Here is a 21,310-nt window from a genome sequence, read left to right as displayed (position 1 = left end):
ATCAAGGTGTTGAATCAGCCGGTATACCAACTGAATTACCGAATGCAGCACGTGAAAGGTCACGCCATGAAGCATACCCAGTTGGCCGATGCAAAGACGGGACAACTACGGAGCGAACTCACACGGGCGGAGGCAACTGCGTTAGCTCAGCAATGCTTTGCCGGATCATCGGCTGTTGAACGGGTCGAGTATCTGACGACAACCAACGGCCACCACGAGTACCGCGAAAAGCCTCTGCCTGCCTACGCGGTGACGTTTCAACAACCAGCCCATGCGACGGTTTACGTGGCATCCCAATTGGGCACCGTACAAAGTATCCGCACTGATCCCTGGCGTTTGTTTGATCTGCTCTGGATGCTACACACAATGGATTACGAAGGCCGGGATGACATCAATAATGGGTTGTTGCGAGCCTTTTCGGTGCTGGGATTACTCACCATTTCGTCTGGATTTGCCCTCTATTTCGTGTCCTCACCTCGCACCCGCTCTAAACCCAGTCAAGGGTAACGAAATCCTGTTCCAACTACCTAATTCACGCGCTTCGGCCAGTACCAGCCTGTCTGGGACCAGTGCGGTTCCAATTTCACCTAAACAATTCTGTACAACCAATGAAAACGCTTCAAGTAACTATCGCTGCCCTGAGCCTGTCGCTTTGCTCACTCGTCGCTTCGGCACAGACTACGGCTCCAGTACTCATTGCCTACTACCAGGTAAAGGACGCCTTGGTCGGTACAGACGCACCCAAAGCCAAGCAGCGTGCGGCTACGCTGGTGGCGGCCCTGACTAAAGTAAACGCGGGTAAACTGTCTACGGCCGACAAAAAGGCCCTTTCTACAGCTAAACTGAGGGCAACGGCTATTACCAAAACGACCGATATTGCTGTGCAACGCGAACAGTTTGATGGTTTGTCGACAAGTATGATCGCCTTGGCAAAAGCCACCAAGCCTGCCAAGGGGGAGGCCGCTCCAGCGTACGTACAGTTCTGTCCGATGGCTGCTGAGGGGAAGGGGGCCTCGTGGCTCAGCGACAAGAAGGAGGTTCGCAACCCTTATTATGGTAATAAGATGCTTACGTGCGGTTCGGAGAAGAAAGAGATCCTGTAGCTGAGGGGTACAGGTGGTCAGATACCGGCCACCTGGATAAGGCACTTAACGCGGTAAGCAATGGCAGTTCAGGAATTAGCAATCAAAAACATGGTGTGTAGCCGCTGCATCTGGGCCGTGCAGCAGGAGCTTCAGCGGCAAGGCTACCAGGTACATCACATTGAACTGGGCCGGGCACAGGTTGAAGGCGCGGTTATCGACCTAGTGACTATTGCCGCTGGGCTGACCACGCAGGGATTCGAACTACTCTCCGAGCGGAATGCCCGCTTGGTCAATCAGGTCAAGACGTTGATTAGATCGCTCATTCAAAGTGGCGAAGCCGCCCAGTTACGGACCACCTTGTCGGATTACTTGGCCGATGAAATCGGGATGGACTATCCGCACCTAAGCCATTTGTTTTCGACGACGGAGCACCTGACGATTGAAAAGTTCTGGATTCTTCAGCGCGTTGAACGGGCCAAAGAGCTACTGAGTTATAACGAACTGTCAATCAGTGACATCGCACAGGCGCTGGGTTACAGTAGCACTGCTTACTTGACCAACCAGTTTAAACAGATCACGGGGTTGACACCAGCCGCCTACCGAAACCAGAGTAGCTCGGACCGGAACCCCTTAGACTGGATCTAATCATGATTGAGAGGCTAATAAAATTCTCGCTTCAAAACCGGTTTCTGGTTTTGCTAATGGCGGGGGGGCTGTTCGTGTGGGGCATCTATTCGGTGCGGACCAGCAAGATCGATGCTATTCCCGACCTGTCAGAGAATCAGGTCATCGTTTTCACCGAATGGATGGGGCGATCTCCCCAGATCATCGAGGACCAGATCACGTACCCGCTTGTGACCAATCTTCAGGGCCTGCCGCAGGTGAAGTACGTCCGGGGTACGTCGATGTTTGGGATGAGCTTCGTCTACGTCATCTTCAACGACGATACGGACGTATACTGGGCCAGAGAACGGGTGCTGGAGCGATTGAACTACGCGGCCCGGCTGCTACCCAGTGGCGTATCGCCCACGCTCGGCCCTGATGGCACAGGGGTAGGCCACATTCTCTGGTACACGCTCGACGCGCCGGGCATGGACCTGGGTGAGCAACGGGCGGTGCAGGACTGGTACGTAAAATTTGGCCTTCAGAACGTACCCGGCGTGGCGGAGATTGCCTCGTTCGGCGGTTTCCAGAAGCAATATCAGGTCACGCTCGACCCCAACAAGCTGATGTACTATGGGCTATCGGTACCCCAGGTCATCGGCGCGATTCGGGCCAACAACAACGAAGCCGGTGGTCGCAAGTTCGAGCTAAGTGGCATCGGCTACATTATCAAGACAACGGGCTACCTGCAATCTATCGAGCAGATTGGGAACATTCCGCTCAAAACCCTGAGTAGCGTTCCCGTGCGGGTAGCCGACGTGGCTACCGTGCAGATGACGGGGGAAACGCGGCTGGGCATTTTCGATCTAAACGGGGCGGGGGAAGCCGTTGGCGGCATCGTCGTCATGCGCTATGGTGAAAACGCAGACGAGGTCATCACTAACGTCAAGAAAAAGATGGAAGAGGTCGCTCGTGGGCTGCCCGAAGGGGTCAAGTTCAACATCGTCTATGATCGGAGCGGATTGATTCAGGAGTCGGTGGCTTCCATCAGCCACACGCTGGTGGAAGAGATGCTCGTCGTCTCGCTGGTCGTTATCCTGTTTCTGTTGCACTGGCGGTCGGCTATCAGCATCGTCATTCAGATACCGATCACCATCGCCACCAGCTTTATCCTGCTGAACGCCTTCGACATCTCATCCAACATCATGTCGTTGACCGGGATTGCGCTGGCCATCGGGGTAATCGTTGATAACGGCATCATCATGGCCGAAAACGCCTATAAAAACCTGGCGATCCGGCAGGCCGAACTGACCGCCCAACGGGATAGCCAATCACTGACAGATCAGGCAACGCATGCAAGTCAACCCAAACCAAATGGGCAAGTCCGCCAACCTGTCACCCCCCAATCTACCGGATCGTATGGAAACGAACGTACCTAAAAAGCACTGGGAGACTATCTACCAAACCAAGCAAGCCGATCAGGTTAGCTGGACGCAGGCTATTCCGGCTACCTCGCTGGCATTTATACAGCAGGCTCAACTACCCAAGTCAGCTCGCATCATCGACATAGGTGGGGGTGATAGCCATCTGGTGGACTTCCTGTTAGACGAAGGCTACGAGCACATTAGTGTGCTGGACATTAGCGAAGCGGCCTTGAGCCGGGCTAAAAAGCGATTGGGCAACTGGGCAGATCGGGTTGAGTGGATTGTCAGCGACATCACGGAATACAGGCCGGAAAGCCTTTTCGACTTTTGGCATGACCGGGCGGCTTTCCACTTCATGAACACCGCCGACCAAATCAGTCGGTATCTGGCAACGGCCCGCCTGGGCGTAGTTCCGAATGGGTACGTAACCATCGGCACTTTTTCCGAATCCGGTCCAGAAAAATGCAGCGGGTTACCTGTACGACGCTACAGCGAAGAAACCTTGACAAAGGAACTGCTCCGAGGGTTTCGAAAAATCCACTGCATCACCGAAGATCACATTACGCCCTTCCAGACTAGCCAGAACTTTTTGTTCTGCTCGTTTCAGCGATCAGGGCTAAACTGACATAGAAACCATGTGGAAAACGATAAAGCAAGCGTTGGGCTTCGGCCCTAAGAACTACGCGAAGCGTCGCCCGGTCGAGATACCGGACGAAGAACGGCTGGCGATCATCGAAAAATCCAGCGTGCAGGTGTCGCGGGGCGTGTTCTATTCGACCGTCATCATCATTACTTCGTTTTTGCCCGTGTTTCTGCTGACGGGGCAGGAAGGCAAGCTGTTTCACCCCCTGGCCTGGACCAAGACGTTTATTCTGCTGGTCGATGCCGTGCTGGTCATTACGCTGGCTCCGGTGATGCTCTCGCTGTTCATGAAAGGCCGCTTCAAGGATGACCACGCCAACCCCATCAACCGGTTTCTCGAGCGGATCTACGAACCCCTAATCCGCTGGGTAATGCGTTGGCCGAAGACAACCCTCGGCATCAATCTGCTGGCCTTAGCCATCAGCGTACCTATGCTGCTGAGTCTGGGGTCAGAATTTATGCCCCCCCTCGATGAGCAAAGTATCCTGTTCATGCCCGTCACCCTGCCCGACGTGTCGAACGCCGAGGCCAAGCGGATCTTGCAGGTGCAGGACAAGCTCATCAAGTCCGTGCCGGAAGTAGACAAGGTGCTGGGAAAGTCAGGCCGGGCCTCGACGGCCACCGACAATTCACCCATCAGCATGATCGAGACCATCATCATGCTCAAACCCAAGGCACAATGGCGGGCGGGCCTCACCAAAAAAGACCTTATCAACGAACTGGATGCCAAGCTTCAGATTCCGGGGGTCGTCAACGGGTGGACGCAGCCGATCATCAACCGCATCAACATGCTCTCCACCGGCATCCGTACCGACGTGGGCATCAAGGTACACGGGCAATCGCTCGACAGCATCTATACGGTTTCCGAGCAGGTGAAGGCCGCGCTCGAAGGCATACCGGGCGTGAAAGACCTCTACGTCGAACCCGTTACCGGGGGCAAATACCTGACCGTCGACGTAAACCGCGAGGCCCTGGGCCGCTACGGGTTAAGCGTCGATAATGTGAACGAGGTAGTCGAATCGGCCATCGGGGGTGCCCCCATCGGGCAGACCATCGAAGGGCGCAGGCGGTTTTCGATCAACGTGCGGCTGGCCCAGGATTACCGCAACAGCGTGGAGCGTATTCGGCGCATTCCTATTGCTACGCCCGCCTTCGGCACCATCCCCCTCTCGACGGTGGCCACCATTAAATTCGAGGATGGACCACCCATGATTACCTCCGACAATGCGCTGCTGCGCGGAGCGGTCATGTTTAACGTGCGCGACCGGGATCTGGGCAGCACCGTCGAAGCCGCCATTGCCAAGGTGAACAAGGACCTGCGGCTACCCAACGGTTATTTTCTGGAATGGAGCGGGCAGTACGAAAACCTGATCCGGGGCAAGCAAACGTTGCTCCTCATCGCGCCGGTCGTGCTGATCGTTATTTTCCTCTCACTCTACCTGGCCTTCGGCTCGGCGCGGGAAGCCTTTCTAAGCCTGATCACTATTCCCTTCGCGCTCATCGGCGGGGCGTACATGGTGTATTTCTACGGGGTGAACCTGTCGGTGGCGGTGGCGGTGGGCTTCATTGCCCTCTTCGGCATTGCCGTCGAAACGGGCGTGGTCATGGTCATTTACCTCAACGATGCGATGCGGCAGTTGGTGGCCAAACGGGGCAACTCCCGCGAAACCATCAATCGGGACGAACTGCGCGAATACGTTATCAACGGAGCCGCCAAGCGGCTTCGGCCCAAGATCATGACCGTATCGGTGGCCTTGTTCGGGCTGGTTCCCGTACTCTGGGCCAACGGCGTGGGGAGCGATGTCATGCTGCCCATCGTGTTGCCCATGATCGGGGGCGTGCTGACCTCCTCGACGCACATTCTGCTGGTCACGCCCCTGATTTTCTTCCTGACGAAAGAATACGAACTCCGCAAGTTCGGCAAACTCGACGTACTCAATGCTTCGCATTAATCAAGGTCTGTATACCGGTTTCCTGACAAGCACCCTGCTGGTCGGCTTCCTAACGGGAAGGCCGGTCGTCGCCCAACAGGCATCCCGGCCCGACACCCTGCGCACGGTACTACCGGTGCTGTCATTGGATACCATCTTGCTGCGCATCGACGAGCGGAACCCCCTGTTGCGCCCCTTCGGTAGCCGGGCCGCAGCCGCCCGTGCTTACGCCGAGGGTGCCCGAAGCTGGATGGCCCCGATGGTGGGCGTGGGTACGTTCATGGCTCCGTATCCGGGTCAGATGATTATGGAAGATCGGGATAAAGGCTACGGGATGGTGTCGGTTGAGCAGGACATTCCCAACCCGGTCAAACAACGGGCTAACCAGGTCTATCAACAGTCGAAAGCTGCCGTGGAGGAAGCCGGGCGGGGCATCACCCTCAACCAGTTGCGGGCCGATGCCAAAGGGTTGTTCTTCGACTGGCTGGTGCTGACCAAACGGCGGGGGGTGGTGCTGGAAAACCGGCGCATCCTGCAAACCATGAAAAAGCTGGCCGACATCCGCTACCCCTACAATCAAGGCAGCTTAGGCAACATCTACAAGGCCGACGGACGGTTAGCCGAACTGGAAAACATGCTGACCATGACCGATGCCGAGATCGCTCGTCGGCGGATCGGCCTCAACACCCTGATGAACCGGCCCAAGACCGATGTCTTCGGCATCGACACGACGTACCGACCCACCGAACCCGTACCGACGATCCCTTCAACGGATGAGCTGGCTACCCGTCGCTCCGACGTGCTCCAGATGGATCGGCAGATTCTGAGCATGCAGGCGGGTATCGAAGCGCAACGGACCCAACGGCGACCCGACTTCCGGGTACGCTTCGACCACATGCAGCCCTTTTCGGGGCCAAGCGGCATGATGCCGACTCAGTTTACGCTAATGGGCATGGTGTCGATACCGATTGTGCCGTGGGCCTCGCGGATGTACAAAGCCGAAATCAAGGGCATGGAAGCCGACATCCAGGCGATGCGCTACCAACGGGAAGGGATGCTTAACGAAGCGCAGGGCATGGTGGCTCAGATGCTCACCGACCTACGGAGCCTCCGGCAACAACTCGCCAACTACGAAACGCGCGTGCTGCCCACGTTGCGCCGGAACTACGACGCGCAGTTGATCGCCTACGAGCAGAACAAGGGCGAGCTGCCCGTCGTGATCGATGCCTGGGAAACCCTCAACATGACCCAGATGGACTACCTGACCCGGCTGGGTGACTACTACCGAATGCTGGTAAGCTATGAGAAAGAACTGGAAAAATAAGGGGATTTGGGCCGGGCTGCTGACGCTCATTTGGCTGGTCGGTTGCTCATCCGACGGCAAACAGCAAAAGCAAGGCCCGGCCAATCCCAACGACCACGCGGGTCACGACCACGCGGCTGTCGGTAAGGACGGTCAGGCCACCGAATACACCTGCCCGATGCACCCGCAGATCGTGCAAAGCGAGCCGGGCAGTTGCCCCATTTGCGGCATGGACCTGGTCAAAAAAGCGCAGCCGGGCGCGGGTGACAGCGTTGTGGTAGATGCCGATCTGAATGCATTGCTGAAACCGACGAATGCCCTGGTGGTCGCCAATGTGGCTACCGTCCAACCCGAACGACGGAGCGAATCGGTAACGCTGACGGCCAACGGCATCGTTACCTACGATACCCGGCGACTCTACACGATTCCAGCCCGCTATGGCGGGCGGATCGAGAAGCTGTACGTTCGGTACGCCTACCAGCCGATTCGCAAGGGGCAGAAATTGCTCGAACTCTACAGTCCCGACCTCGTTACGGCGCAACGCGAACTACTTTACCTGCTGGAAGCCGATGGGACAAACACCCCGCTGATTACCGCAGCCAGACAGAAACTTCGGCTGTTGGGGCTTACCGATGGGCAAATCGAGGAGACAATCAAGCGTCGTCAGTCGAGCTATTCGCTGGCCGTCTTTAGTCCCTACGACGGGTACGTGGTCGAGGGTTCGTCGTCGGCACCCGCCCCGGCCATGCCCGCGCCGAGCGGTGGGGGTACGTCGGCAGGCGGCATGACGGGGGGCGGTATGGGGGGCAGCGGTACCGACGAGGTCGTGTTTTCAGCCGCGCCATCGGCCCCGGCTTCGTCGGCGGTGGCGGACGGGGCCTTGCCAATTCGGGAAGGGCAGTATGTACAGACGGGGCAGACCCTATTCCAGGTCGTCAACCCGACGCGGCTTTGGGCCGAGTTTCGACTCTATGCCCAGGATGCCGCCCGGCTCAAGCCAGGTACGCCCCTGACCATTTCCTTTACCGGTAGCGGCACCCCCACCCAACGGTCCAGGGTCGATTTTGTGTTGCCCTTCTTTGCGTCTGGGAGTACGGATGCCGCGTCGCAATTCGTCACCATTCGGGCGTACTTGTCGGGGGCGAACGGACCGCGCGTTGGGCAATTAGCGAAGGCTACCCTGCGCCAACCGGTGCCAAACGCCCTGTGGATACCCGCCACCGCCGTACTGGAGTTAGGCACGGAGCGCGTTGCCTTCGTGAAGGAAGGGGGAGCCTTCCGTCCCGTGCGGGTGCAAACGGGAGCGCAATCAGGTACGTTGGTCGCCGTCACGCGGGGGCTGACCGAAGGGCAGGCCATCGCCCGAAACGCGCAGTTTCTGATCGACTCCGAAAGCTTTGTCAACGTTACGCCAACCACGCCATGAACGCCACTTGCCAAACCCTGTTGCTGGGTGTAGGACTCCTGCTGACCGCCTGCCAGTCCGTTGACTCGGACACCCGCTCGACCGACTCGACGCAGGTTGCTGCTCGCTCGGAACACGACGGTCATGACCACGCTGGAGGAAAGGAGGGACAGAAGACCTACACCTGCCCGATGCACCCGCAGATCGTACAGGATGGCCCCGGAAGCTGCCCGATTTGCGGCATGGACCTGGTGCCGGTGTCGAAAAAGGGCGAACAGGCCACGGAACTGCAACTGAGTACAAGCCAGCTCCAGTTAGCCAATGTGGCCGTGCGGCCCGTCGGCAGCGGAGCCATCGGCAACGCTACTGTCTTGAACGCCCGTTTAGCGGCTGATCCCAACCGGACCGACGTGATCAGCAGCCGGGTTGCCGGTCGGATCGAGCGATTATTGGTCAAAGAAACGGGTCAACCCGTTCGCAAAGGGCAGGTGCTGTATGAAATCTACAGCGAACCGCTGCTCACCCAGCAGCAAGAATTTCTGATTGCCCTCCGGCAGGAACAGGAACTGGGTAGTTCCGAACCGCGCTACCGACAGTTCAGGCAGGGAGCGGAACAAAAGCTACGGCTGTACGGGATGACCCCGGCGCAAATCGACCAGTTGGCCCGTACTCGGCAGGTGCTGCCCCGGATTCCGTTTGTGGCCCCCGCGTCGGGTACGGTGACGGAGATCGTCGCCAGCGAGGGGCAATACATCGCTGAAGGGGCCTTGTTGTACCGCTTGGCTGATTTTACTCAGCTATGGGTCGAGGCTGAGTTGTATGCGGGGGAAACGAGGCTGGTGAAGGTCGGCGATCAGGTGCCCGTTGAAGTCGTCGGCTACGAAGGCGGTCGCCCGCTGACGGCCCGCGTGGCTCTTATCAACCCGGAGTATCGGGCTGGTAGTCAGGTGCTGGTCATGCGGGCGGTCATGGCTAACCAGGGAGGGCGTTTTCAGCCGGGGCAACAGGCGCGGGTACGTATCCGTCAGGGGGTACGGCGCGGCCTGACGCTACCCGTCGATGCCGTCGTTCGGGGTGGGGCCGGGGCGGTCGTTTTCGTGCAGACCAAGCCGGGTTTTTTCCGACCCCGGCGCGTACAAACCGGCACTGAAACAGATCAGCAAGTGGCCATTACGGGCGGCTTAGACGGCACCGAGCAGATCGCCATGTCGGGAGCCTATTTGCTCTACAGTGAACTGATCCTGAAAAAAGGCATCAATCCCTTCACGGCGAAGCCGGATGAGGAAGGGGTAAAATCGACGCCCAACACGGAGGCCAACCCAACGCCGGTGGCTGCGTCAGGGGCTACGAGCAATCAGGCATCGTCAGGTATGTCCTCGACCAACGTACCCCCCGCCTTCCGCCAGCAATTGACTAAGGTGTATGAAGCCTCGCTCAAACTGACGGAAGCACTCGTGGCTTCCGATGGGAGCCGCACCAAAGCCTCAGCGGGCGACGTGCAAAAAGCCCTGACGGGGGTAGACATGACCCTTCTCTCTGGCACCGCGCATAAGGACTGGATGAACCAGTTAACGCCCATGAGCCAGGCTCTGAACGTGATGACAACCACGACCGACGTAGTCCGGCAGCGCACCGCCTACGCCCAATTCGAGGACGCGCTGTACCGTAGTGTCAAGGCGTTTGGGGTGGGCGACAAACCCGTTTATCGGCAATACTGCCCGATGGCGCAAGGCAACAAGGGGGCTTACTGGCTCAGCGACAAAAAGCCCATCCGCAACCCCTACTTCGGCAATCAGATGCTGACCTGCGGGGAAACGAAAGAAGAAATTAACTGACCATTAACACCTATTCAACCGATCAGCGTCTATGAATTTACCTGTACCCGTCCGTCCAACCTGGCTCCAGGCCATCAGCCGAAAAATTCGACGCTTTCCCGCCAAGATGGGCTATTTGCTGGTCGGTAAAGGCTCCCGTTGGTTGTATCGGCGGCTGGGCGTTCAGTTTCTGGATAAGCCCCAAACAGCCGCTTTGCTGGCCCCCAATGAGCGGAGTACGTACCCGGCCAACCGGTTTTCGCTATCGCAGGTTGCCGACTTAGCTAACCCGTCGAAGATCTATTTTAAACCCACGCAGGATGAGAGCGAGCCGGTATCGGTTTGGGTAGTCGGTAACGCCGATGGAGCGTTCTGGCAACTACCCTACGGGAGTGTTCGGGACAGCCGACACGTACTTTGCACCGACATCAATACGGATGATTTTTACCGAAACGTGCTGCACCGAACGTCGCGCAAGCAACGAAATACCAAGACTCTGCTGGCACCCTGGAGTCATTACCTCGATGGGGTCGTTTGGGGCGGCTATTTCGACTTTGTGCTGTTAGTGCTGGGGAAACTGTGCCGGATGAAGGAAGTACTGTCGGCGGCTGAATTCAACGACGCACTCGTAGCCTACCCGCTGTTCGACACGCCCTACGAGCGGGAGTTCTTATGGCTGTTGGGGATCAGCGTGGATCGGGTGGTCGATAGCCGAAAAACACACGTACAGTTCGAGCAGTGTGTGCTGGCCAATACGGGACACTGGTTTTATCCCAACAAAGCCGACATCGATGCCCTTCGTCGGCAGATTATGCCCAAGCTACCCGCACCCGTTGGCAAGCGCAATCGGGTGTATATCAGCCGGGTAGGTCGTCGCCGGGTTATAAATGAGTCGGCCTTGATTGAGTTGCTACGCAGCTATGACATCGAGATTATCGAAGATAAGCCGCGCACGGTTGCCGAGCAGATCGCCATCTATCAAAACGCAGAATTCATCATCGGCCCACACGGGGCTTCCTTCGTCAATATTATCTGGTGTCAGCCTGGTACGCACCTGTTCGAGTTGTTCGCACCAACATACTACCCCGATTTTTACCGCAACATGGCCGAGCAGCTTGGATTACAGTACTCCGCCTATTTTTATGGTCCGGCAGGCACCGGCGACTGGGCCAAAGGATTGGAGGATGATATCTATGTCTCAGTCGATGAGCTGGAGCAGTGTCTGAGGAAGGTGTTTGTAAATACTTTACCTTTAGAAAACTGATTTTTGGACGTAGTTCCAAACTAACTGTCAATTTATGGAGACCGGCTTACAAACGGGTGTTTGCGCATACATTGATCTTTTGGGATTTTCCAATCATGTCAAAAATGACCCAGAAGCCGCCTTGCAGCTTTTGCAGAATTATCAGGCGATTTTGACGATGGCATCATCGGATTTGCCTACTCATGAATCGTTAATTCCCTACCATCAGGACAGCTTCAACTATTTCATTCCGTTCAGTGACTCCGTTTTTATTTACTCAGAAAGTCCAAAAACTTTTGCGGAGCAACTGTCTAACTTTTTACATAGCTGCTTCTCATTTACGTCTAATCAATATTGTGAGCCGGAGGATGCCAATCATCCTCATCGCGTTACGGTGACGGCTGTCGAGATAGAAGATGGCAAACCTGTTACCAAGAAATACATTGAGAATTGGCACCCGTTGTTTTTCAGGGGCGGTATTGGTTTTGGTACTGTTAAAGTCATCGAACTGAATGCCGTCTACGATGGTAAAAAAAGTCGGGCACCTGTCGTATTTGGTCACTCAGTAGTGGAAGCCGTAAAGCTTGAACAAGCCGGGGTAAAGGGGCCGCGATTGTTGTGCGGGCAGAATTTCTACGATCAACTTGATAATCGAACCAAACGAATCGCCTACGCTTCTGATCAGGTAAAGGGGGCATACGAAATTAATTGGACGGCAATCCATTATCTGGCTTCAGAAGAGCCAATATTTTTTCCTGAAGATCCGAACGATTCGCAGTGGTATGTCGATCAGTTACTGCAAAATGACTTCTATTCGTCGATGCTTGTACCAGCGGCAAACTTGTGGAAAGCTTATAATCATCTGGACGTAGCGGCTCACTACTTTAATTTCCTGCGGATGGTTGTGGTCGGGGTGATCCGTTTTTTTGAGGAAAGCCCTTTTCAAGACTATGTGAAAGAGCAAGTAATTGACTATTTGACTAAAGTTGGCATTGACAATAAAGCCGACGATCTTATGAGATAGGTAGCATCTGTACCTTGTCATTAAAGCTGTACAAATTTTACAATCTTCTACTGATAATCTTACAACACGTTGATTTTGAGTAGTCTCTAATTTTGGAGATTGCAAAATCTCAACCGTATGCGACCATTAGTCGAGTTGATATCTGTACCGGATACAGAATTTGATGCTACGATTAGAAAGTTATTAGAAACAGAAGATTTTTCAGTTGAGGATAAAGCGTGGCAACAGCTCAGTAGGAAATTAGATGTGTACTGCGAACGGCTGAAGGTCCACTGTCTAACTAACAATTAGGCAAATTAGAACGGCATCAAATTCGTAAACTCTGCTTCAACAACTGTGCATTCAGGGCTGCGATTACTGTGCCCGCGCTTGTCAGTACGGCACTGATGGCGGGGCTAATACTGTTGGTAACTCGGCCAAACTACCCAGCAATAACGCTCTTGCCAAAGTGGACGCCTTACCGGGTGACAGGGGTAAATCCGCTTCTAACCAGCTACGAAGCAGCCCCACTAGCATCGACGCTATTGCCTGACTCACCAACCGTTTCGCTGAAGTATCCTGATTAGACTGGTTGGCCTGGAGGGTCTGATTGATGCTGGTATAAACCAACTCGTGCAGATGATTAATGATCAGTTCTCCACCTTTCTTGCCCAGCATGGCCTTTGCCAGCCGATGATTATCAGCAGCGTGTTGAAACAATATTCCCAAGTTGATGCCAAGTGTGAGGTCAGCACTTGGCTCGTTGCGGTTGCCAAATAATGATTCGGTCAGCCAGCCGTGACCACTGAATAGGAGTTGCTCCTTATTCTCAAAATGGGCGTAGAAGGTGGAGCGGCCTACATTGGCGCGGTCAATGATGTCCTGCACCGCTACGGCTTCGTAACCTTTTTCCAGAACTAACTCAATCAGGCTGTCTAACAACAGTTTGCGGGTGCGTTGAATTCGGCGGTCAAGGGGCTTACTGGAGGTCATGTTCCTGTACTTTTTGGGCGTTTTGTTTCATACTGAACAGTCGCTGGTTTTTGTAACTGGTACGTTTGGGCGGGCAGTTGCACTTTTGCAGTGAAGATACACACTGTTCAATAACAGACAATGTGTTCAATAAAAACCGCCCGCTTATGCGCTATACATTGCTGACCGTCTGGCTGGTCGGAAGCCTGTTCCCCGTGACCCTTCCTGCCCAATCCCTTTCCCCGTCTCAACTCGTCGCCAGAGCCTATGACAACCAAAACGGAGCCGCATCCATGACCACCGTGTCGATGCAGGTGATTCGTCCAACCTGGACGCGAGCCATGAGCTTTACGTCTTGGAGCAAAAACCGGGATCTAGGCCTGATGCGAATTACGGCACCGGCCAAAGACAAAGGCGTGGCCTTTCTCAAAATCAAATCCGAAGGCTGGAACTGGCTACCAACCATCGAACGGGTCGTGAAGATTTCGCCCGCTCAAATGGCTCAGTCGTGGATGGGGTCTGACTTTACCAATGAAGACGTACTCAAGGAAGCGTCAATTATCAATGACTACACCCACACCTTGCTGGGCGAAGAACCCGTTGATGGAGTCGTCTGCTACAGGATTGAAGCCATTCCTAAACCCAACGCCCCAGTGGTTTGGGGAAAGGTGCTGCTCTGGATCGGAAAGGCCGACATCATTCAGCGCAAAGCCGAGTACCGCGACGAAGACGGAGCACTGGTCAATACGCTGTTTTACCGCAACGTCCGGCCCCTGGGCGGACGCACCATCCCGACGACCTGGGAGATGGTCCCGGCCCGGAAAACTGGGCAAAAATCAGTGGTGACTATCCACTCAGCCGATTTTTCGGCGCGGCAACCGGATAGCTTTTTCTCCCAGCAAACCCTGCGCGTCAGTCAAAAACATGAACCAACTTCTTAGGTTAGCCTGGCGCAACATCGGGCGAAAGCGTCGCCGGTCGCTCATCGCCATCTCCAGCGTGGCCTTTGCCCTACTGGTGTCTATCAGCCTGCGGTCGCTAATGCTGGGCAACTACGACAAAATGATCGAAGCGGGTACCAAAAACGTAGGCCATCTGCAAATCCATTCAGCGGGTTACTGGACTGGTAAATCCATCAACGAGTTGATGACCGATAGCCCAGCCCGACGGCAACAACTGGCACAGGCCGTAGGAATAACGCACGTCCTAGCCCGGTTGCAAAACGGCGCATTAGCTTCAGGCGAGAAGACGACGAAAGCCGTACAGGTGAATGGCATTGACCCTGATATAGAAGACGGATTCACCAACCTGAGCGGGCGACTCAGCAAGGGTAGCTTCATTAAAAATCAGTCAACCGGGGTGGTAATGGCCGAAGGACTGGCTCGCTACCTTAAACTGGGCGTGGGCGATACGGTGGTGCTAATCGGGCAGGGTTATCAGGCCAACATCGCTGCTGGAAAATATCCAATTCAGGGGATGGTTCGGTTGGGGAATCCGCAATTGAATCTTAGCCAGGTGTATATGCCCCTGCCGTTGGCACAAGCGTTCTTTTCCGCCGATGGACTAGCTTCAGCTTATCTGCTGACACTGGTCGATGCAAATCAAACAGACCCGGTCAAAAATCGAATACAGGCTACGTTGGGCAATGGGTTTGAGGTGATGACCTGGAACGAACTGCTGCCCGAAATCAAAAACTCCCAGCGCATCGACACGACGATCTTTACCCTGCTTTCGTCGTGTCTATATCTGATTATCGGCATGGGTCTCATCGGTACCGTACTGATGATGACGCTCGAACGACGACGGGAGTTTGGCATCCTACAAGCCATCGGACTTCAAAAAAGCCAGATTCGGTTGTTAATCATACTGGAAAGCCTGCTACTGGGCTTCGTTGGGGTAGTTGTGGGCCTGGCCCTTGCACTGCCGTTCGTCTTGTACATGAACGCTCACCCAATTCCGCTGACTGGCGAAAGCGGCAAATCCTTTGAAGCGATGGGAGTAGAACCCGTGCTGCAACTCGGCCTGAAACCCCACCTCTTTGCCCTGATGGGAAGCATCGTACTGGCCATTATGGGACTGGCTACCCTGGTGCCGATGGGGATTGTCAGCCGATTAAAAACTAGCGAAGCGATTAAATGATGAACCGGACACTCAACCAAATGGCCTGGCGCAATATCTGGCGCAACAAAACCCGGAGCCTTGTGTTCATGGGGGCGGCCCTGCTGGGATTTGCGGTGGCCCTCTTCACGCTCAACACCATGAAGGCCATTGCCGCCCAGCGACTGCGCGATGCCATCAACGTGCAGACAAGCGACGTGCAGGTGCATCGGAAAGGGTTCGTCGATGACCACGAACTGACCTACACCCTGCCCCAGGCCGACGCGCTGATTACCCGGCTACGCCAAACATCGGGGGTAGCAGTCGTTGCTAAACGGTTAGTCGTAAACGGAGTTGTCACCGCCCCCGATAATAACTTGGTTGGTGAGATAAAAGGTGTGGTTCCCCGCGATGAAAACCGGCTTAGCGTGCTGGGTGATTTTCTGGTAGAAGGCGGGCCGCTCACCGACGACGGGCGAAGCCCAATACTAATCAGCCGCCGAACGGCGGACAAACTCCATGTTCGGCTTAAATCGAAACTGGTTATCACGGTCAAAGCGGCCAACGGCGATCTGGCTGGTGGAGTGTTTCGGGTTGTTGGCATTTTTGCCACGCCCTCTACGCCCTTCGATGAGAACACGGTGCTGGTACGCTATAACGATTTGGCTGCGTTGACCGGCGTAACGGCTCCCCACGAATTGGCGGTTAAGCTAACCAACCCAAGTCAGCTTGCCGAGGTAAAAGCCGCCATCAACGCGGGTATGCCCGCAGGCACACAGCTCGATGACTGGAAAGTCCTGCTGCCCGAACTCTTTGCCTTTGACGGATTTATCAACATGGTAGGAATTCTTTTCACCCTCATTATCAGCTTAGGGCTGGGATTCAGCTTGATGAATACCATGAATATGATCGTGGCCGAACGTACCCGCGAACTGGGGATGTTGCGGGCCATCGGCCAAAGCCGCTGGAGTGTGTTTCGGATGCTGATTGCCGAATGCGTGCTGATGATGTTGATCGGGGCCATCGGTGGGGTGTTACTGGGTACGGTTTTTATTGGGCTGGCTGCCCGGTATGGCATTCGCATCAGCGAAGGGCTGGGAATGCTGGGCATCCGGCCCGTCATGTATCCCACGCTCGACCCAGCCTTACTGTTTGTCATTCTGGGGTTGGCTACCCTGCTGACCCTACTAATTTCCCTGGTTCCCGCGTCCCGTATCCTCCGCTTAAATCTGGCGCAAGCCCTCAAACAATGATCGTTACGACAATGCCTGTTATTGATATTCAAAACCTATCCAAAGTACATGCCGCCGATGGTCTGTCGGTCAACGCCGTCAACGGGGTGAATCTACAAATCGGAGCGGGCGAGTTCACGGCCATTGTGGGTGCGTCGGGATCAGGTAAAACGACCTTACTCAACCTAATTGGGGGGATCGACACGCCTTCCGGGGGCGAGGTGTTGATCGGGGGCCGCTCGATTGGCCGGATGAGCGAAACCGAACGCACCGCCTTCCGGCGCGACCACATCGGCTTCGTGTTCCAGAATTATAACCTGCTGCCGGTGCTGACGGCCTTAGAGAACGTCGAGTTCGTGATGGAACTACAGGGCCAGCCGGTTACCGACCGGAGAAACCGAGCCGAGACATTACTGCGGCAGATCGGTTTGGGTGATAAACTAAACGTGCGACCCGGCAAACTGTCGGGCGGGCAGCAACAGCGGGTAGCCGTGGCACGGGCGTTGGCGCACCGCCCTCAGTTCGTCATCGCCGACGAACCTACTGCCAACTTAGACTCCAAATCTACCGCCGACCTCCTGACATTAATGGAGCAGTTGAACCGGCAGGAAGGCATTACCTTTCTGTTTTCGACCCACGATAGCCGGGTGATGGAAAAGGCCCGGCGGGTAATCGTCTTCAACGACGGTATGATCCAATCCGATACTGATCAATGAACCGGGTTCTGTGGTCAGTATGGGTAATGGCAAGCCTGATAAGCCTCACGGTTCAGGCACAAACCGATAGCCTGGCAATGGATACAACGGCCCGGACACCGCCCAAAGCCAAAACTCCGGTGTTCGCCGTATCAGGCTACGTCAAGTACCTGAACACTATTTCGATACCGGGCTTATCAGACGAGTGGACGTTTGACAATCAGGTGCATAACCGACTCAAGCTACGCTATCAGCCGATCGCCGGACTTACAGTCTCGATAGCGATGCGGAACCGGCTATTTTTTGGCCAGAGCGTTAGCCGGAACCCCCTGTTCGTGGCTCAGACGACTCGAACGCTGGATTATGTCAACCTCGGTGGGGTACTCTTTCGTGAACAATCGGTGCTGTTACACAGCGTTTTCGACCGGGCCAATGTAGATTTTCAGCACGGCCACTGGCAAGTCACGGTGGGAAAACAGCGAGTCAACTGGGGCAAAAGCTACGTCTGGAACCCAAACGACATTTTCAACGCCTACTCGTTCTTTGACTTCGACTACGAAGAACGCCCCGGCACTGATGCCGGGCTAATCCGTCGCTACCTCGGTACGCAATCGTCTATTGAAGTGGTGGGCAGTTTGGGCAAGCGGGGCGGGCGCGGTACGGTGGCTGCATTGTATAAGTTCAACCGGCAGGGGACTGACGGGCAAGTGTTGATCGGAAAAATGGACAGTAGCTGGGTGGTGGGCGCGGGGTGGGCCGGGCAACTTCGGGATGCCGGTCTCAAGGGGGAGGTAAGCTACTTCGGTCCGTCTGGCAATAGTCCCGGAACGTTTGTGGGCGATGTCTCAGTAGATTACACGATGCCCAACACGCTGACGTTTCGGCTCGAAGGATTAGTCAACAGCCATCCGCTCCGCGCTGATGCGCTGGCGTTTCTAACCCAGCCCGTTACGGCCCGAACCCTGATTAATAACTCAGTTTCAGTATTTGGCGCGGTCGGCTATGAGATTACCCCCTTGGTCGTCGCTAACCTCAACAGCATCTGGAATATTGACGATAGGTCTTACTATCTGAATCCTTCAGTTACTATCAACCTGAAAGACAACACCGAACTGCTTGTCACAGCGCAGGTTCTGTCGGGCCGGACGGGGAGTTTATTTTCTGGTATTGGGAGTTTTGTCTTCACGCGGTTGAAATGGAGTTTTTAGGCACCTGTCTCGTCTGTCAAGATACCAGGACCTAAACTTCGTTTCAGCAGTTGCGCGTTAAGGGCTACGATTACCGTACTTGCGCTCATGAGTACGGCACCGATAGCCGGGCTGAGTACGAAATTGGGATAGAGAACCCCGGCGGCTAAGGGAATGGCGATGACGTTATAGCCCGTGGCCCAAAACAGATTCTGAATCATTTTCCGGTACGTTGCTCGTCCAAACTCTACCAGATTCGTGATGTCGGTGGGCTTACTATTGACCAAGATGATGTCGGCGGTCTCAGCAGCTACGTCGGTGCCAGACCCCACGGCGATACCGACGTTCGCCTGCGCCAGAGCCGGGGCATCATTGACTCCGTCGCCGGTCATGGCCACAAACTTACCCTGTTGCTGCAAGTCTTTCACGATAGATACCTTCTGATCAGGTAGCACTTCGGCATACACGCCATTCAAGCCTAACTCTTTGGCGACCGCATCAGCCACTTGTTGGTTATCCCCGGTCGCCATGTACACGTCGATGCCCGCCTGCTGCAATCGTTGGACCGCTTCTTTCGAGTCAGCGCGTATCTTATCGGCCAACGCAACGTACCCGGCCAGCGCGTCGTCGATCAGGACGAAAACGACGGTTTCGGCTCCGTTACTTTTGTCATCTGCGGGTTGCGGGATGCCTTTCTCCTTCAGATAACCGGGACTGACGACCAGCACGTTTTGTCCGTCAACAGTCGCGGATATGCCTTTGCCGGTGATGGACTGAAAATTGGTGATGCCGGGTAAATCAAGTTGTCGGTTCTTGGCTTCCCGAACGATTCCCTGCGCGATAGGGTGTTGCGATTGTTGCTCAAGAGCCGCTACGATGCGTAGCAGACCCGTTTCATCGAGCGTGGGAGATACGATTTGCACACGGGTAACGCCAAATTCACCCTCCGTCAACGTACCCGTCTTGTCGAAGACCATCGCTGTAATTTTTCGCGCTTCCTCGAACGCCGTGCGGTTGCGGATCAACAACCCTCGCTGCGCCGAAATCGCGGTCGAGATGGCGACGACCAGCGGAATGGCGACACCCAGCGCGTGCGGGCAGGCCGTCACCATGACTGTCACCATCCGCTCGACGGCAAAAGCCACATCCTTACCCGCCCACAACCAGGCAACAAGCGTGAGCAACCCTACAGATAAGGAGATGAGGGTCAGCCAACCAGCTGCCCGGTCGGCCAGGGTCTGCGTCTGCGACTTGGCGTTTTGGGCTTCCTGGACCATCTTAACCACTTTGTTGAGGTAGCTGTCTTCGCCCCGGTGCGTGACCCGGACCTGCAACGCGCCTTCTCCATTTACCGCACCGGCTATAACGGTATCCCCTTTCGCTTTCTGTGCGGGTACACTCTCGCCGGTTAGCATGCTTTCGTTCACGCTGCTCTTGCCTTCGACAACTTCCCCGTCAGTAGGTATCCGTTCGCCGGGACGTACCTGAACCAGATCACCTGTTGCCAACGTGTTCACCTTGACATCGGAAAGCGTGATACCACCCCCGCTATGAGCTTCCACTTTGTGGGCTTCGTCGGGCAGCATTTGTACGATTAGCTCCAGGGAACGCGACGCACCGGCCACTGACTTCATTTCGAGGTAGTGCCCCAACAGCATGATGTCGATCAGGGTAGCCAGTTCCCAGAAGAAATCCATCGGGCCGCGTTCGGTACCCCTAAGCCAGCCTACCGAAACGGCTACACTGTATACGTAGGCTGCCGTGATCGCTACGGCGACAAGCGTCATCATACCAGGCTTTCGGGTACGTAACTCGCCGATCATGCCTGACAAAAAGGGCCATCCCCCGTAGAAATAGATCAGCGTAGCCAGGGCAATGACGAGGGGTTCCCGGAAGGGAAAGTCAAGGGTGTAGCCAGCCAACTCCTGAAACATCATCGACAGGGCTACCACCGGTACCGATAGCACCAGGCACACCCAGAACCGGCGCAGGAAATCGGCAATCATTGCCCCGTGGTCGTGTCCTGTCCCGTGATTGGAATGACCCATCGCCCCGTGATCCATCCCCGCATGGTCCATCTCGGCATGGCGATGATGTCCACGATCAGGACCGCTATGCTTGTCATGACCGATATGTTGTGCCCAGTCGACGCTTCGCTGTTGTTCGGCTGGTAACGCTGCATCAGATTGATGATGCGTGTGAGCCACGGGTACGTTTTGTTCAGCAGGCATCGAGTGATAGCCGTGATGGTGGTTCACGTTAACTTGTTTCTCCATCAGGTGAAACGCACCGACTTGGGCTACCGCCTGTTGCAAGGTGTCCATCGACGGATGCGAATCGACGGTCAGATGCACTTCGGGCGGCTGCACCGACACGTGGGCATCCTGAACACCCGGTTGCAGAAGTAAAGCCTGCTGCACCGCCTGCGCCTGTTCTTGAGTTTGAAGGCCGTGGAGAATGTATTGATGTTGATGCTTCTTCATAACGCACGGGAACTATCGGTTGAGTTGGCGATCCTTTTCACTGGGGGTAAAGGTTCGTTTAGTAGTAACACGTAGCGCGTTGAAAAAGGATACGTTTTAGAAATTCTGTAAGACTCGTGGGGAAATTTTGCAAGCGTTGACGCTGTTCCGAGGGATAGCTTTGTCTATGCCTTTTGTTATCATCAGGTAGT

At 55.4% G+C, this 21,310-nt stretch carries 17 protein-coding genes and 1 pseudogene; 16 read left to right on the top strand and 2 right to left on the bottom strand.

The features are described from left to right. From J2I47_RS22565 to J2I47_RS22515, 11 genes and pseudogenes are all read left to right on the top strand, one after another. Nucleotides 1-507: pseudogene (locus tag J2I47_RS22565) on the top strand (hypothetical protein); the annotation flags it as partial. Nucleotides 508-608: 101 nt separating this feature from the next. Then, complete coding sequence (locus tag J2I47_RS22560; RefSeq protein ID WP_207366875.1) at nucleotides 609-1,103, top strand: DUF3347 domain-containing protein; 495 nt, start codon at nucleotides 609-611, stop codon at nucleotides 1,101-1,103. Between the two features lie 60 nt (nucleotides 1,104-1,163). Then, a complete protein-coding gene (locus J2I47_RS22555) occupies nucleotides 1,164-1,730 on the top strand; it encodes a helix-turn-helix domain-containing protein (protein ID WP_207366874.1) in 567 nt (188 codons plus the stop codon). Between the two features lie 2 nt (nucleotides 1,731-1,732). Beyond that, nucleotides 1,733-3,127, top strand: coding sequence for an efflux RND transporter permease subunit (locus J2I47_RS22550; RefSeq protein WP_207366873.1), 1,395 nt, complete (start codon nucleotides 1,733-1,735; stop codon nucleotides 3,125-3,127). Next, nucleotides 3,108-3,737, top strand: a complete 630-nt coding sequence (locus tag J2I47_RS22545) for a class I SAM-dependent methyltransferase (protein ID WP_207366872.1) — start codon at nucleotides 3,108-3,110, stop codon at nucleotides 3,735-3,737. The genes J2I47_RS22550 and J2I47_RS22545 overlap by 20 nt, the downstream gene beginning before the upstream one ends. 10 nt (nucleotides 3,738-3,747) lie before the next feature. Continuing rightward, a complete protein-coding gene (locus J2I47_RS22540; protein WP_207366871.1) occupies nucleotides 3,748-5,706 on the top strand; it encodes an efflux RND transporter permease subunit in 1,959 nt (652 codons plus the stop codon). Beyond that, nucleotides 5,693-7,009: a TolC family protein gene (locus J2I47_RS22535; protein WP_207366870.1), complete on the top strand. Its 1,317-nt coding sequence runs from the start codon at nucleotides 5,693-5,695 to the stop codon at nucleotides 7,007-7,009. Before J2I47_RS22540 ends, J2I47_RS22535 begins: the two co-directional genes overlap by 14 nt. After that, complete coding sequence (locus J2I47_RS22530) at nucleotides 6,987-8,414, top strand: heavy metal-binding domain-containing protein (protein WP_207366869.1); 1,428 nt, start codon at nucleotides 6,987-6,989, stop codon at nucleotides 8,412-8,414. The genes J2I47_RS22535 and J2I47_RS22530 overlap by 23 nt, the downstream gene beginning before the upstream one ends. Further along, nucleotides 8,411-10,228 (top strand): efflux RND transporter periplasmic adaptor subunit, encoded by a 1,818-nt coding sequence (locus J2I47_RS22525; protein WP_207366868.1) that lies wholly within the window; start codon nucleotides 8,411-8,413, stop codon nucleotides 10,226-10,228. The genes J2I47_RS22530 and J2I47_RS22525 overlap by 4 nt, the downstream gene beginning before the upstream one ends. Before the next feature lie 31 nt (nucleotides 10,229-10,259). Next, nucleotides 10,260-11,471 (top strand): glycosyltransferase family 61 protein, encoded by a 1,212-nt coding sequence (locus tag J2I47_RS22520; protein ID WP_207366867.1) that lies wholly within the window; start codon nucleotides 10,260-10,262, stop codon nucleotides 11,469-11,471. A 34-nt stretch (nucleotides 11,472-11,505) separates the two neighbouring features. Further along, nucleotides 11,506-12,474: a hypothetical protein gene (locus J2I47_RS22515; RefSeq protein ID WP_207366866.1), complete on the top strand. Its 969-nt coding sequence runs from the start codon at nucleotides 11,506-11,508 to the stop codon at nucleotides 12,472-12,474. Between the two features lie 372 nt (nucleotides 12,475-12,846). Here J2I47_RS22515 and J2I47_RS26905 read toward each other — a convergent pair whose 3' ends face one another. Beyond that, nucleotides 12,847-13,446 carry a TetR/AcrR family transcriptional regulator gene (locus tag J2I47_RS26905; RefSeq protein WP_207366865.1) on the bottom strand — a complete coding sequence of 200 codons (600 nt, stop codon included), beginning with the start codon at nucleotides 13,444-13,446 and terminating at the stop codon, nucleotides 12,847-12,849. Nucleotides 13,447-13,592: 146 nt separating this feature from the next. Here J2I47_RS26905 and J2I47_RS22505 point away from each other — a divergent pair, with 146 nt between their 5' ends. The 5 genes from J2I47_RS22505 to J2I47_RS22485 are packed head-to-tail and all read left to right on the top strand — an operon-like array spanning nucleotide 13,593 to nucleotide 18,657. Further along, nucleotides 13,593-14,366: an outer membrane lipoprotein-sorting protein gene (locus J2I47_RS22505; RefSeq protein ID WP_207366864.1), complete on the top strand. Its 774-nt coding sequence runs from the start codon at nucleotides 13,593-13,595 to the stop codon at nucleotides 14,364-14,366. Then, a complete protein-coding gene (locus tag J2I47_RS22500; RefSeq protein WP_207366863.1) occupies nucleotides 14,350-15,564 on the top strand; it encodes an ABC transporter permease in 1,215 nt (404 codons plus the stop codon). Before J2I47_RS22505 ends, J2I47_RS22500 begins: the two co-directional genes overlap by 17 nt. Next, nucleotides 15,561-16,775, top strand: coding sequence for an ABC transporter permease (locus J2I47_RS22495; protein ID WP_207366862.1), 1,215 nt, complete (start codon nucleotides 15,561-15,563; stop codon nucleotides 16,773-16,775). The genes J2I47_RS22500 and J2I47_RS22495 overlap by 4 nt, the downstream gene beginning before the upstream one ends. Further along, nucleotides 16,772-17,470: an ABC transporter ATP-binding protein gene (locus J2I47_RS22490; RefSeq protein WP_229374883.1), complete on the top strand. Its 699-nt coding sequence runs from the start codon at nucleotides 16,772-16,774 to the stop codon at nucleotides 17,468-17,470. The genes J2I47_RS22495 and J2I47_RS22490 overlap by 4 nt, the downstream gene beginning before the upstream one ends. Beyond that, nucleotides 17,467-18,657 carry a hypothetical protein gene (locus tag J2I47_RS22485; protein WP_207366861.1) on the top strand — a complete coding sequence of 397 codons (1,191 nt, stop codon included), beginning with the start codon at nucleotides 17,467-17,469 and terminating at the stop codon, nucleotides 18,655-18,657. The genes J2I47_RS22490 and J2I47_RS22485 overlap by 4 nt, the downstream gene beginning before the upstream one ends. Here J2I47_RS22485 and J2I47_RS22480 read toward each other — a convergent pair. After that, nucleotides 18,654-20,867 (bottom strand): heavy metal translocating P-type ATPase, encoded by a 2,214-nt coding sequence (locus J2I47_RS22480; RefSeq protein WP_374759922.1) that lies wholly within the window; start codon nucleotides 20,865-20,867, stop codon nucleotides 18,654-18,656. The genes J2I47_RS22485 and J2I47_RS22480 overlap by 4 nt on opposite strands. Nucleotides 20,868-21,310: the final 443 nt, after the last annotated feature.

Origin of the sequence: Fibrella rubiginis, assembly GCF_017353185.1 — a bacterium.
GTDB classification, from domain to species: domain Bacteria; phylum Bacteroidota; class Bacteroidia; order Cytophagales; family Spirosomataceae; genus Fibrella; species Fibrella rubiginis.
The sequence above is the reverse complement of the archived record's forward strand: the minus strand, read 5'-3'. Positions and strand labels throughout refer to the sequence as shown.

What these genes read in the sequence shown, in the direction of transcription:
- J2I47_RS22530 (WP_207366869.1), top strand. Translation starts at nt 6,987, where the DNA reads ATGAGAAAGAACTGGAAAAATAAGGGGATTTGGGCCGGGCTGCTGACG.
- J2I47_RS22560 (WP_207366875.1), top strand. Translation starts at nt 609, where the DNA reads ATGAAAACGCTTCAAGTAACTATCGCTGCCCTGAGCCTGTCGCTTTGC.
- J2I47_RS22500 (WP_207366863.1), top strand. Translation starts at nt 14,350, where the DNA reads ATGAACCAACTTCTTAGGTTAGCCTGGCGCAACATCGGGCGAAAGCGT.
- J2I47_RS22505 (WP_207366864.1), top strand. Translation starts at nt 13,593, where the DNA reads ATGCGCTATACATTGCTGACCGTCTGGCTGGTCGGAAGCCTGTTCCCC.
- J2I47_RS22520 (WP_207366867.1), top strand. Translation starts at nt 10,260, where the DNA reads ATGAATTTACCTGTACCCGTCCGTCCAACCTGGCTCCAGGCCATCAGC.
- J2I47_RS22495 (WP_207366862.1), top strand. Translation starts at nt 15,561, where the DNA reads ATGATGAACCGGACACTCAACCAAATGGCCTGGCGCAATATCTGGCGC.
- J2I47_RS22555 (WP_207366874.1), top strand. Translation starts at nt 1,164, where the DNA reads ATGGCAGTTCAGGAATTAGCAATCAAAAACATGGTGTGTAGCCGCTGC.
- J2I47_RS22525 (WP_207366868.1), top strand. Translation starts at nt 8,411, where the DNA reads ATGAACGCCACTTGCCAAACCCTGTTGCTGGGTGTAGGACTCCTGCTG.
- J2I47_RS22535 (WP_207366870.1), top strand. Translation starts at nt 5,693, where the DNA reads ATGCTTCGCATTAATCAAGGTCTGTATACCGGTTTCCTGACAAGCACC.
- J2I47_RS22485 (WP_207366861.1), top strand. Translation starts at nt 17,467, where the DNA reads ATGAACCGGGTTCTGTGGTCAGTATGGGTAATGGCAAGCCTGATAAGC.
- J2I47_RS26905 (WP_207366865.1), bottom strand. Translation starts at nt 13,446, where the DNA reads ATGACCTCCAGTAAGCCCCTTGACCGCCGAATTCAACGCACCCGCAAA.
- J2I47_RS22490 (WP_229374883.1), top strand. Translation starts at nt 16,772, where the DNA reads ATGATCGTTACGACAATGCCTGTTATTGATATTCAAAACCTATCCAAA.
- J2I47_RS22550 (WP_207366873.1), top strand. Translation starts at nt 1,733, where the DNA reads ATGATTGAGAGGCTAATAAAATTCTCGCTTCAAAACCGGTTTCTGGTT.
- J2I47_RS22545 (WP_207366872.1), top strand. Translation starts at nt 3,108, where the DNA reads ATGGAAACGAACGTACCTAAAAAGCACTGGGAGACTATCTACCAAACC.
- J2I47_RS22540 (WP_207366871.1), top strand. Translation starts at nt 3,748, where the DNA reads ATGTGGAAAACGATAAAGCAAGCGTTGGGCTTCGGCCCTAAGAACTAC.
- J2I47_RS22515 (WP_207366866.1), top strand. Translation starts at nt 11,506, where the DNA reads ATGGAGACCGGCTTACAAACGGGTGTTTGCGCATACATTGATCTTTTG.
- J2I47_RS22480 (WP_374759922.1), bottom strand. Translation starts at nt 20,867, where the DNA reads ATGCCTGCTGAACAAAACGTACCCGTGGCTCACACGCATCATCAATCT.